The organism is Enterococcus sp. S22(2020) (assembly GCF_020295385.1).
Taxonomy (GTDB): Bacteria; Bacillota; Bacilli; order Lactobacillales; family Enterococcaceae; genus Enterococcus_L; species Enterococcus_L dunnyi.
The window spans coordinates 532,397-545,913 of sequence record NZ_JACFUD010000003.1; the positions used below are offsets into that span (position 1 = coordinate 532,397).

Genomic DNA, 13,517 nt, shown 5'->3' on the forward strand with positions numbered 1-13,517 from the left:
GAAAGAGACTGATGATAATGGCAGTGAAACAGATAGGCTTATCTTCCGCATTAAGCATTCTCTGAACCAACCGATCAACCAGTCTCTTTTTAATTTATTTATTATTTTGCTTCATACCATGTTTTGCCCCAGCTACTATCTGTGATCAGAGGTACATGAAGGGCAACTGCATTTTCCATAACGTCTTTGACTAAAGTGTTTAGTTTTTCAAGCTCTGTTTCAGGAACTTCAAAAACGAGTTCATCGTGTACTTGAAGCAGCATAGTCGCCTGCATTTTTTCTTCTTTTAAGCGTTGATCCATTTCGATCATTGCAATTTTCAAAATATCCGCAGCACTTCCTTGAATCGGTGTATTGATAGCTGTCCGTTCAGCAAATGATCGCAAATTAAAGTTTCGTGAATTGATATCAGGCAAATAACGGCGTCGATGATACAACGTTTCAACAAATCCTTTATCTTTTGCATCACGAACGATTTCTTCCATATATTTTTTAACACCTGGATACTTTTCAAAGTATGTATCAATATACTCCTGTGCTTGCTTTCTAGTGATTCCAAGATTTTGAGACAAGCCATAATCACTGATCCCATAAACAATTCCAAAATTCACTGCTTTTGCTTGACGTCGCATGTTTGGCGTTACATCCTCTGCTTTTTCAATTCCAAACACCCGCATCGCCGTACTAGAATGGATATCCTGTCCTTCAATAAAGGCTTCTTTTAGATGTTGATCGTCTGAGATATGCGCCAATACCCGCAATTCAATTTGTGAATAATCTGAAGAGAAAATACGCCAATCTTTTTCTCTTGGAACAAATGCCTGACGAATTTTTCTACCTTCATCCAAACGGATCGGAATATTTTGTAGATTGGGATCGATCGAACTTAAACGCCCGGTTTGTGTCAAAGTCTGCACGTAACGAGTATGAATCTTATCGTCAGGCTGGATCACTTTGAGCAAACCTTCTACATAGGTCGATTGGATTTTAGCGATTTGACGGTACACTAGAATATCTTCGACGATCGGTGCCTGTTCCTTCAATTGCTCCAAAACATCCACAGCTGTAGAATAGCCTGTTTTCGTCTTCTTGATGACTGGCAAGCCCATTTTTTCAAATAGGATCACTCCTAATTGTTTTGGCGAATTCAAGTTGAATTCTTCACCCGCTTCAGCATAGATTTTTTGTTCGATTTCACGTAAACGATCTGAAAATTCGATACGCATATCTTTCAACCGCTGCGCATCCACTCTGATTCCAGTAATTTCCATATCAGCTAAAATACGGGACAACGGTAATTCCATTTTGTAAAACAGATCTGATTGATTTTTTTCAGCTAATTCATGATCCAGCTTTTCTGTCAGAAAATGGATCGCATTGACTTTTCTTGCCAAGTGACTAAAGAATACTTCTTCATCTTCCGGTAAGCCTTTTTTAGCCCCTTTTCCATAGATCGCTTCATCTGATCGAATGTCACCATATCCGTAATATTGCGCAACGCCTTCGATATCCGCACTATTGTCATTTGTATCCAACAGATATGCCGCCAATAATACATCAAACTTGATGCCCTTTGTTTTGCCAACATAACGATTAAGTGCTACATACGTACGTTTCGCATCATATACGACTTTCTGATATTTATCTGACAATAGCCAGTCGATAAAGGGCTGACTTTCAAAAAGAGCTAAATTGTTTGTTGTATAAATCTTTTTCTTTGTTCCCCACGCTACTCCGACGATCGGCGATGTATGATAATTATCTTCCATCATTTCTACATACAAAGCCATATCTTCCGTAAACATTTCCTTTGTAAATGTGTCAACTACATCAAAATGAACATCCGCTAAATCAACGGCTTCTTCTTCAATGTCCAATTTACTTAAATGTTGTTTAAACTCCATCTCACGATAGAAAGGAACTAATTTGTCTAAATTTTTTCCATTATAAACTAAACTGTCGATAGAAATATCGATCGGTGCATTGACATCGATCGTTGCAAGCTTTTTACTTAAAAAGGCCTGTTCTTTATCATTAATCAAGTTTTCTTTCATCTTACTTGGTTTTAACTCATCGATATGCTCGTATAAGCCTTCCACCGAACCGTACTCTGCCAGTAACTTGATTGCTGTTTTTTCTCCTACCCTCGTGACCCCGGGTATATTATCTGAACTGTCTCCTGCAAGACCTTTCATATCGATTATTTGCAAAGGAGTCAAACCATATTTTTCTTTAATAAACTCTGGTGTATAAGTGACTAATTCACTAACACCTTTTGTAGTCACCTCTACCCTGATATTCTTATCAGCCAATTGCGTTAAATCTTTATCCCCAGAGACAACAACTACTTCAAAATCATCTGCTTCCACACGACGTGCAAGAGTTCCAATAATGTCATCTGCTTCGTATTCCGGCAATTCATAATGTTGTATCCCCAAAGCATCGATCAGCTCGCGAATATAAGGCATTTGTTCTTTAAACTCACCTGGAGTTTTAGCTCGACCAGCTTTATAGTCATCAAAAAAAGCATGGCGGAAGGTCGTCTTTCCCGCATCAAAAGCAATCAAGACGTGGCTCGGCTCTTCTTTTTGCATGATATTATCCAACATATTGTTGAAAAAAAGAATCGCATTTGTATGTAAGCCATTTTTTGTTTTAAATGACTCAAAATTTTGAACAGCATAAAACGCTCGAAACGCTACACTATTCCCATCTACTAATAATAACTTCTTTTTTGTCATTCTATTTCTCCTCATCTTCAGCAAACTGGTGTCCTTCTCTATTCTAACAAAAATCTTAAAACTTTGCAGTAGAGAAGAAAGGAAAGAGCACATTCAAATTTAAAGCACAAAAAAACCGCTCTGCACACATTCAGAGCGGAACATTAGGATTCACACAAATGAAACAAACACACACTTTTTTTTGTTTTGTTTCGATAGTTAAATAATACAAGGAAGTTATGAATAAAATGTGAATGAAAGATTTCTAAAATGTAACTTTTCTTCGATAAAATCCTTCTTCTTAACTACTATTTTTTGATGCATCTTTTCTACATGTATCATTATTTTTGGGGAAGACTGATTTTTCTCTCTAATATCACTAAGAAAAATCACTATATCAAAAGTAGTAGCTGCTTTTTCTCGCGTTTTTTTAAGTGTAGAGAGCGAAACAAAACAGATGTTTAGTTTTGTCCCGCTCTCCTTCTTTGAATCAATTACTTTTGGCTTTGTCTCATTGTAGATGTCTGAAAATTTTCAGAATAGATTTTTTCAACTTATGGAAGCTGTGATCGTTCATCAGCTTTTAGATATTCATTTCTTATTCTATCTTAATTTTTTTCGACGTTCTAATTGAAGGATCACGCATAGAATCAACATGAATAAAGCAAATAGAGCTAGGTTTTCTGATCCATTTTCTCCTGTGCTCGGTAATGATGACCTCGGACCAGAAGTTGCTGGCAAAGTACTTGTATTATTAACTAGTGGTTTGAAGCGTACTGTTTGCTTCTCATTCTCTAAATCTAAATGCTCAGCTATCACTTCATTTTCAGTCAGTAAAGTCTCTGTAAATACGATCCCGTCATTACTAAATAATTGACCATCGACCTGATACTCAAATGAAAGTGTGATCTCTGTTTTTTCTGCAATAAACGTTTTTTGCTTCGTTAATTCGTCAATGACTCTTCCGTCTGATAAGCGATGCCCATTCACATTTACAGTATACTTATGTCCAATGATCAAGCCTGTAATCTTAGCTGTTTCCTGAATTGTTGTATTTTGTGCTGGGACTAAGATTTTCTCTCCGTTTTTCCCTTGAGCCAAAGTCGTGATCTTGGGATCGGTAAATTGAATCGTTTGTTTTTTATTCGTCAAATCATTGTGTTCTGCAATGACTTCATCGTTGAACAATAATTTTTCAGTAAATACGATGCCATCACCAGCTAATTCTTTTCCACTTAAAACAAAATCAAAACTGTAGCTCATTTTTGCTTCTGTTGCTGTAAATACAGCTTCTGCCCTTACTTTTTCGTAAGGCTCCCCCGTCGATAAGCGGTATCCTTGAACAATTACTTTATACTCATCACCAATAATTAGGTCAGTAAAAACAGCGGTTTCTTTAATTGGTATTTTCGCTAACGGGTCAAATTTCTGTTGTTTATCTTTTCCATGAGCTTTTGTAGAAATCTCAGGATCAGTAAATGAAACGGTTTGATCTTCATTCTCTAAATCTTCATGATTGGCTACTTCTTCATTTTCGTAAAAAAGTTTTTCAGTAAAGACAAGTCCATTCCCTTGTAGGTCTTTGCCATCTAAAATAAAATCAAATGTCACTTCCATCGTCGGGCTTGTTGCAATGAATGTTTTCGTTTCCAAAGCATCATCATATGGCGTATTATCATTTAATCTATAAGCCTGAACAGTCGTTGTGTATTTATGTCCGACAACAAGATCAGTAAATGAAGCGGTTTCTTTGACCGGAACTTTTGTTAAGGGGTTAAATTGTTGCCTGCCATCTTCTCCCTGTGCTTTTGTAGTTATTTTAGGATCATTGACTTTTATCGATTGTCCTTCATCATTGATATCTTCATGTTTGGCCACTTCTTTTTTACTTACGGTGTCATAGATGTATTCATAGAAAACAAGTTTTTTTCCACGATATTTATTTCCATCTACAGTCGTTTTTACCACATAAAAACCTTCATATGCTGGCGGAACAAATGATCCTTGAAGTGTTTCAAGAACTTCGCCTGTCTCTTGATCGACGATTTTCGCAGTGCACTGATAGGTTCTTCCAGCAAATAGCCATTTATAGTGAATCGTATCTTCTAATTCGATTTCTTTTGTCGGATCAACAAATTTTTCCCCATTTTTTCCAGTCGCAGTTGTATTGAGCACTACTGGATTGGGCTCATTATCAACGATGAGCTCTATTAATTTCCCATCGTTTTCTACCGTAACGTTGAAATCATATTCTGTTGTGTTTGGTAAAAAGCCATGCAGCGGTTCTAATTCAACAAATCGGTAACCATCCCTATTATATAAAAGTCGTTCGATGTTTATTTCTCCATTGGCATCTGTTTTATATTCACCAATCAGCGTTTTTGTCACACCAGTCAGCTTGTACAAAGCAAATGGGACATCTTTTAACGGTCGATTCGCATCCTTTTCCCGTTTGATCAATTTGATTGGTTGTTGAGCCCAACGATTCGTGAATGTTTTTGTAATCGTTTGTCCGGGCTCGATCACGACTGTTTGTGGAATGTTATCGATAACACGACCTTCAGGAGCACGAATTTCTGTGATCGTTACACTTGTCCCCATTAAAATGTCATCAAGCTTGACCAAGCCATCCTCACCTGTTGTTCGCTCTTCAACTATCCCATCATATTCAAATCTGAAAACAGCATCTGCAAGCGGGTTGCCCTCTTCATCAAGTTTTTGAGCCGCTGCCGAACCAGTCTTAACGACCTTGACGCGAATTTTAGTTTGTGTTGGTTGAGCTTCACCGGCTGTTGTCATCGTTTGAGCATTTTCTTTCACCCAAAAATATTGAACACCAGAAACAGGAGAATTTCTTTGAAAAACGATCTCTCCATCATTAGAGTTTATAGACGGAGTGATCTTCAATGTGTTTCCATCTTTTGACACACTTGTATTTCCGTCGTTTCTGATCTCATGATAATAATTGAACACATTTTTACTATCATTCAATTGTACAGTTTCACCTGCTTTGACCGTGATTTCCTGATTATCAAAACTAGGTTTTGTCCGATGATTGTCTGCTCTAGCATCAATTTGACTCTTGTAGGCAGCATAATTAGCCAAATCACTTTGAACTGTATATCCTAAAGCTTCCCAAATATAAAACTGTGTCGCCATATATAACTCATCAGAATCATTCCCATTGGAGCCAAAATTGATGATATTATTGATTATCTGTTTTTGGTTCTCATTGATCAAACCTATTGACGGATGCGGAACATAACCTTCACCTTGGCCGAACTCAACTCCTGGCTGAACACAATAAGCAATACCTCCATCTATTCTAAACTTTTCAACATGCAAGGCAATAATCAGCCAAGTTTGATCTAATTTTACTGAATAGGACATTGGTATCAGCTTTTCTACTGATCCAACGCCTCTAGCTCTCGCAAAAGGTATATTGAGGACAACACCTTGATCATTTGTTACATGAACTTCAAAGGTTGGATTTACACTAGCATAAGATCCGTACATATGATTAGCTAAAGCAATGATTTCTGCATCAGTCAAGCCTTCTACACTATATGGATCTGCTCTTGCAGCTAATTCAGCACCTGATCGTTCTTGCTCCGTATTTTCTTCAGTGCTTTCTTCCTCAAGCAACGAATCTTTTTCAATCACTGGCTCTGGAAACGCTGCTTCTAATTCATTTGGAGTTTCTAGTTCCTCAGTGCTTGTTTCGGTCGTTTGGCTGTCTGTAGTGTCGATTGATTGATCTACCTGTTCATCATCAACTAAACTGTTTTCTATTCCATTTTCTGCATAAGCTGTGATTGGCTGTATCACAGATATAAAATTTGAAGCTAGCATAAAGAAAAGAACAAGCCATGTAAGAATTTTCTGTTGTCTTATTTTCATTATTTTCCCCCACTTAATCATTTATTTTATGCTTGTTTCTTTCTTCGGCGGTGATCGAATTTCCATTGCTGTCCCTCCTTTTAGGTACAAAAAAAGACGACCTTTTTGTCGTCTTACCTGAGTCTTGTCTATTCTTTGTCGGCGATAAAAGTAACTAAATTTTAACCTGCCTAAAAAAATGAGTGAGAAAACTCATGTCCTATCGTGAAGTTTATAGCAATCGAAACTTCAAACTCTATGAGAGCAGAATACTTGAAAAGTCTCTCAATGTCACAGCAATACCTCATTCGGTTCTACTCTTTCGCCCTAAGCTGTACTGATAACGAAAGCGGTGGACTCACCGGATATTCAATTTCTGTCGCTATTTTTACTCATTTGATATACTTTAGCATTGAGCTTCAATTTTTGGTTATAGGCTAGGCGTTGTAGAATACTATTGTAAACATCACCTTTACCCGTATAAAAAAGAGCTGCACCTTGCTTTGAACGTTTAGCAATCATTGTCTTTTTACAATCAAAAACCATATGAACGTCTTCATAAATGTTTTCAATTATTTTCGACTCAACAACCATATATTGCTTTCCCATTTTTCCTTCTTCAAAATACATTACACGTTTTTCGATCGTTTGATTTTCCGGATTTACAGTCCATTGAACAGATTGGCCAAACAGCTTCATTGATTTAGCTGAGGAAATAATATCCTCCTTTGTCATTTTTATAGAATCTTTCCTTGCCAAATTAACACCTCCAACAACGCTTTTTCATTTTTAAGTAAAGCTTAAAAAGAAGAAACTAATAGCAAAAAAGCTAGGGCGCGCCACTTATTAAGTGTAACGCGCCCTAGCTCAAATAAACACACAAACAAAATGCGAGTAATACAAAACGAAAGTTTATTCTTACTAGTGATAGAAAAATAAAAAGCTGTTTTTTCTCTATCAAAAATCTGAAAACTTTGCTATACTCTAGAATGTGGCTTGCTTCAGTAAGCTACAGGGGTGCATTCCACATAAATCAGTACACGCTGTTTTATTGTGGACTAGTATTATGCTGACCTAGGCCTGAGAAACCTGGCGAGTGATACTAGCGCATCTCTATTTTTTTTATTAGTTTCTTCTTGTTAAACTTCAATACTCTTTTAAATTAACATGCTTTTAAAAATAAAACAACTATTTTTTGATTTTTATATTTCAACCTTGATACTAAAATCAACTTCCTTTTAGTAATAAATAACAACGCTTACCACATTCTTCATTCATTTTATTTGTACTCCCATTTCTCTCATTATAAATCCTTTGAAAATAAGTTACCATCGGTCATTGAAAAAAGCGCAAATTTTAACTATCTCCTTCTCAAAAACGATTTATTTTCGTCTTTTTGAGCGAAATATCGACTCTTTTATTAATTTTTTTTAATAGTTCAGCTATAATCTTTTCTTGAAATCAATAAAAAAGGAGCGATTACTATGAAAACAAAATCAGATGGAGAAGTATTAAAACAACTGCGCACCTATCGAAAACTTACTCAACTAGAGTGCTGTCAAGGAATCATTTCAAGGCATACGTATTCTAAGATAGAACGAAATCAAACCGGTATACAAGTTCAGATCTTGGTTGAGTTGCTTGAGCGCTTGCATGTAAGCTACGATGATTTTCTCTTTTTAAAAATGGGCGGTCAAACTCCTGAATTTTATCGAAAAAAATGTGCTGAATATACAAGAGAAAATCTTTTACATGACTATCCTCAAAAACTGTACGACACATTAGAAAAAAAGAAAGAACAAAGTATCAAACATTTTCATGATTACTTATTTTGTAAAAAGAGGATGAATGAGCTCGACGTTGAAAAAATTGAACGAATATCAGAATCTGATTTAAATCAATTGCATTCATACATAAACAGATTAACCTTTTTTTCTACCATCGATTTAACATTGTTTTCGGATATGTGTACTTTTCTGACATATAAAACAGCTAAATATGCAGGTTCGAAAATCATTGAACAGCTTGATGATTTTTCTGACTACCTTTCACTTACTCAAGCATATCAACAGGCTTTTCATCAGGCACTGACTACAATGACTTCTGTTGCTTTAAATAACAATGACTATCTTTTTGTTCAACTATTACTAAAGAAAACAAAAGAATTCATTTTTTATTTTCCGAGTCATTATTATTTAGTCAATTTTCATTTGAATACAGATATTTTAAATTACAAACAAACTGAAAATAATTATTATTTGACCAAACTATTTGTATTGAAAGACTATATGAAAATATTGGAAGATCACTCACTTGCGGATAAAATAGAGGAACAAATAAAAACACTACTTCAGCAAACAGCGTCATTACCAACGAATCAAAGCAAGTAACTTTAGCCAAAAAAGTCCATTCCCACACACGGAATGGACTTTTTATATTATTCACACACAAAATAGAATTGCTTTACAAAAAGAATCATACTAAATCATTGTGAAGATTATATGAAAAACTTGTATTTTAAGGTAGAATATTCCCCGCAGCACGATAAATCTCATACCATTCTTCTCTTGAAAGTACGATATCAGCTGCTTGCGCTATTTCTTTGATACGCTTAGTATTCATCGTTCCTGCAATCACTTGCATATTCGCAGGGTGTCTTAAAATCCAAGACGTTGCTAAACCAGTTGACGAGCAACCATACTTTTCGGCAATGCGATCCAGTATTTGGTTTAACTCTGAGAATTTATCATTTCCAAGAAAAACACCTTCAAAAAATCCATATTGATAAGGAGACCACGCTTGGATCGTCATTTGATTCAATCTAGAATAATCTAAAATACTCCCATCTCTGTCAATACTTGCTTCATCAGTCATATTGACATGAATTCCTTGATCGATCATTCCAGTATGCTTGATTCCAAACTGTAGCTGATTTGCCAGCAATGGTTGTTTGACGGTTTTTTTCAGCAATTCAATTTGCATTGGTTTTTGATTACTTACACCAAAATATTTTACTTTTCCTTGAGATTCTAATTGATCAAAAGCTTCAGCAACTTCTTCTGGTTCTACTAAAGTGTCAGGGCGATGTAATAATAAAGCATCAACATAATCCACACCCAAACGCTTTAAACTGCCTTCAACAGAAGCAACGATATGTTCTTTTGAGAAGTCAAACATTCCTTTGCGGATCCCACATTTTGTTTGGATAATGATATCCTCTCTATTAATTGCGGATTCTCTTAGAGCTTTGCCAAAAATCGTTTCACATTCTCCTCCTCCGTAAATATCCGCATGGTCAAAAAAATCAATGCCATTCTCATATGCGGTTTCAATTACTTCTGTAGGATTTTCTGCTCCATTCATCCTCATACATCCAAGAATGACCGATGCCGCTTCTAACTCACTTGTTCCAAATTGAATTTTCTTCACTGTGAAACCTCCTAAATTTGTCTTTACTTTTATAGTGTACCACAACTCTATGAAAGGGCTTCAACTAATCACTTTTTTTAAGTATTTTTCCAATTGAAAAAACTGTTTTTCACAAAATTCAATATCAATTAGCATCACTGGCCTTTCACATTGATGAAATAAATTTTGGTGGTACGTGGTCGTTAAAATAAGCGTTGCATAACCGATCGTACTGGATGTTCGAGCATAAATAACGACTAAATTATATTTGTATTGAAAAAAAGCAGTGATTCGCTTACCTAATTCATATTCTTTTTCCATGGAGAAATCTGTCATCAAACAAATGACGATCTTTTTTTCATTGTAAACCGGTGATGTAAGTGTCGATAAGATTGTGAAGTAGCGATGAACAAGTAACTCTCTCTTCACTTTTTTATAGACTGGAATTTCTACTATCAGTTCATCAACACACGTATGAATCCTTTTCAGAAACTTAGGGTACATTTCCTGTAATTTGTTGACAGAACGATTTCGCTCGAATGATAAATCAGAAACTAACTCATAAAGTAAGTGAAAAGAGAGAAAGCTTATCACACTTGCTTTGGAATGCTCGATCTTTTTCTCCCAAAAAATCTGTCGAAATATAGTTGTTGCTATCAGCGTATTTAAATAGCAGGTGGTCTTTTTCGAAAAATGTTCTTCAATAATAAAGGCTTGCATACTTGCACCATAATAGGGTAAAAAATTTGCCTGAATCATTAAATACAGATAAGCAAATTCTGACAGAGGTATTTTTTTAGCGAAGCCTTCTTTTACAATCGTCTGAACAAAATTTGAAAAAATGGCACTTTCTTTTAAATAAGGAGACCACTCACTTTTTTGACGAATCTGATGGCCATTGCTTTCGCGCCATAATGCAATCTGGATCATGCGGGAAAAAGATAGTTTCTGAAGATCGTTGATTTTAATCTGAAAAAAATGAATGATCGTTTCTGCTAATTTATCACTAGATTCTATTTCAGATGAGAGAAAGCTGCCGATGGTTCCTCGATAGACAAGCCAATAAAAATGCAAAATAAATGCCCGGATTTGTACTTCATCTCCCACAAGTTGATAACTGCCTCTTCTTAAAGAAAGTCCACTTTTGCGTAACCATAAATCGATTTTTTTTATTCGTCTTCTTAAACTGGACTCACTAATTGAAAGTCTTTCTGAAAATTCTTTCGTTTGAATAGTTGTATCGTCTATTATTGCCTTCAAAAAAATAATTTCAGGGAGCTCACACAAAAATCTAGTTAAAAATATTTCTACATAATAATCACTAGATTTTTTTAAATAATAGTAATTTATGGATTTACGACTGATCGATAACTCCGCCTCTAATTGAAATTGTTTGATAAGAAGCTTTATCTTCTTTATGTAACGCAAAATCGTTTTTGCATTTATAGATAATTTTCTTGAAAATATCTCCAACTTTTCTTTGCCATCAGCAGAAGCAAGTAATAAGAAAAGATCTAGTAATTTTCTGGCATCGTAATCAATAAGTTCTTTGTAATCCATCTCCTGTGTGTTCCCCCAATAATTAGTTTTTGATGTCTTCTACATACAAAAATGAGTCTACATAGATAAACTACGCAGGACTCATCGCTTTTCATTTTTTTTTCAGTTTTTGTATTAGATAATCAAACTTTTGAGTACACAAATTAGAAAAATCATTATTGAGGCGCAAATAAAAAGACTTTTTATGCGTATGTTATTCATTAAGAAGTTCCTTTAACGCCATGTATAACTTTTTAGTCGCCAACAAATAGCTGCCTTTTTCATTTTCAATTTTTGGTAGCCCCTGTCCCATAACTCTTGCACAAATTTCAATCGGTTTTGTTCAGACGCCTTTTTTATCACAATATACATTTGAGTGATCGCTTTACGGTTCATTTTATACTTTTTACGGTTTCCACCGGTGAACCCATAAAATATTTCTACGCCCTCAGATTTTTTTGTTCTAGGAGAATTTTGAACCAATTCATTGTGTGCCTTCTTGATTCTTTTTAATAATATTTCTGTATGCTGAGGATCAAACTGATGATGGATGATGAATTGATGCAAACGTGTGTATTCTATTTTAGCGATATGATTATAAAGTTGTGAAGCATAATCAAGTCCTTTATATAAAATATTCGCACTGAATGACATGTTTACCATCATCTTGTACTGCTGAACAAATGCTTCTTCTAGTTTTCGTCCGTCATTTTGAAAAGGAACTTCCCTATTCAATTTTTCCAAAAATTCATACAATAAATAATTTTTACGTTCTTCCAATTTGGCCGTTTTTTTCATTTTCTTCTTCCCCCTTTTTATAAATAATGAATAAATTTCGGTAAAAATAAATAAAAACAAAATGCTGAGATAGACAATTATAATTTTATGTACCAGTTTTTAAAACAAAGGAATAAACTAAAAACATTAGCTAAATCAGCTCAATAGCATGTCGTGCTTTCACCTCCTTCACCAAACGAATGAAACTATTTCGGCATAAAAACAGATTATCATTTAAAAGAACAAAAATCAACAACAAATTGACAATTAAACACTACAATTAATCTTCAAAAAGTGATATAGTAGAAAAGAGAAAAAACAGGAGGTACTATCTTGAAAATAGATTTAAAAGCAGCAGGACAGCGAATCAAAGATATTCGTTGTCAGCATAATTATTCTATGGCACGTTTTTCAAAATTAGTTGGAAATTCTAGTGCCAGCACAGTAAACAATTGGGAAAAAGGCAATAATCTGCCAAAAGAAGAACGTTTAGAAAAATTGGCTATTCTTGGCAATACAACAGTAAATTGGATTCGTTACGGCAGCTTTGAAGAATATGTGATTCGTTTACTGTCTCAAAATAAATTAAAGGCTTCGCTTCAGAAAGATCAATTACAACTACTGATGCAAACATTAACAAAACAGAAAATTTCTTATTTGCAAGATTTAGAAATCTTGACCACTGCCCATGAGCTATTTCCAGAATTATTTGAAACGACTTATCAAATCAAGCTCTCACAAAAAAGTAATTTAGTGATTTCAGAAGATCCTATGGTCTATAGGATCGAACAAGATCGTCAATATCGTACAGATTTTCTACCAAAGATCGATGCTTTATTTCACAAATCGAGTCAGAAGCAAATCAATGATATTCTTTTATTTCAATTATTTGATCTGTTAGAGCGCGCTGAAAAAAATCAACTTCTGCCTTCTCTTACTCAAGTTTTCTCTATCATATCTGATGTAGTGACCAATGATATTGCCTATGATGACCCTCATAAAGTAAAAATCGTGGATTATTCAGCATTTACCGATAAAAAAACACGTCAAAAGAAGTTGCCTGATAAAACAATTCAAAAGAGATATACTCAGGAGAAGGATACTCTTCTAGCACTTTTGGATGTCTTCTACATTGACCACAATAGAAAGTAATTTAAGGATCTTTCTATATACTTTTGTTACTGTAAAGACCTA

General features: G+C 34.9%; 8 protein-coding genes. 2 read left to right on the top strand and 6 right to left on the bottom strand.

Annotated elements, in window-relative coordinates:
* Positions 1-101: 101 nt before the first annotated feature.
* The 3 genes from polA to H3T55_RS08295 form a co-directional block, all read right to left on the bottom strand.
* Entirely contained in the window at positions 102-2,741 is a 2,640-nt protein-coding gene (gene polA / locus H3T55_RS08285) for a DNA polymerase I (protein ID WP_225534082.1), read from the bottom strand.
* Positions 2,742-3,323: 582 nt separating this feature from the next.
* Positions 3,324-6,620 (bottom strand): VaFE repeat-containing surface-anchored protein, encoded by a 3,297-nt coding sequence (locus tag H3T55_RS08290; protein ID WP_225534083.1) that lies wholly within the window; start codon positions 6,618-6,620, stop codon positions 3,324-3,326.
* A 348-nt stretch (positions 6,621-6,968) separates the two neighbouring features.
* The gene (locus H3T55_RS08295) at positions 6,969-7,358 is read right to left on the bottom strand and encodes a hypothetical protein (RefSeq protein WP_225534084.1); all 390 of its coding nucleotides are present in this window, start codon (positions 7,356-7,358) and stop codon (positions 6,969-6,971) included.
* A gap of 725 nt (positions 7,359-8,083) precedes the next feature.
* On the opposite strand from H3T55_RS08295, the gene H3T55_RS08300 reads away from it, so the two are divergent.
* Positions 8,084-8,989: a helix-turn-helix domain-containing protein gene (locus H3T55_RS08300; RefSeq protein WP_225534085.1), complete on the top strand. Its 906-nt coding sequence runs from the start codon at positions 8,084-8,086 to the stop codon at positions 8,987-8,989.
* 127 nt (positions 8,990-9,116) lie between these two features.
* On the opposite strand, the gene H3T55_RS08305 is transcribed toward H3T55_RS08300, so the two are convergent.
* The 3 genes from H3T55_RS08305 to H3T55_RS08315 all read right to left on the bottom strand — a co-directional run bounded on the left by H3T55_RS08305 (position 9,117) and on the right by H3T55_RS08315 (position 12,344).
* Entirely contained in the window at positions 9,117-10,028 is a 912-nt protein-coding gene (locus H3T55_RS08305) for an aldo/keto reductase (RefSeq protein WP_225534086.1), read from the bottom strand.
* A 60-nt stretch (positions 10,029-10,088) separates the two neighbouring features.
* Entirely contained in the window at positions 10,089-11,567 is a 1,479-nt protein-coding gene (locus tag H3T55_RS08310; protein WP_225534087.1) for a helix-turn-helix domain-containing protein, read from the bottom strand.
* Positions 11,568-11,780: 213 nt separating this feature from the next.
* A complete protein-coding gene (locus H3T55_RS08315) occupies positions 11,781-12,344 on the bottom strand; it encodes a hypothetical protein (RefSeq protein ID WP_225534088.1) in 564 nt (187 codons plus the stop codon).
* A gap of 312 nt (positions 12,345-12,656) precedes the next feature.
* On the opposite strand from H3T55_RS08315, the gene H3T55_RS08320 reads away from it, so the two are divergent.
* Positions 12,657-13,475, top strand: a complete 819-nt coding sequence (locus H3T55_RS08320) for a helix-turn-helix domain-containing protein (protein WP_225534089.1) — start codon at positions 12,657-12,659, stop codon at positions 13,473-13,475.
* Positions 13,476-13,517 lie beyond the last annotated feature (42 nt).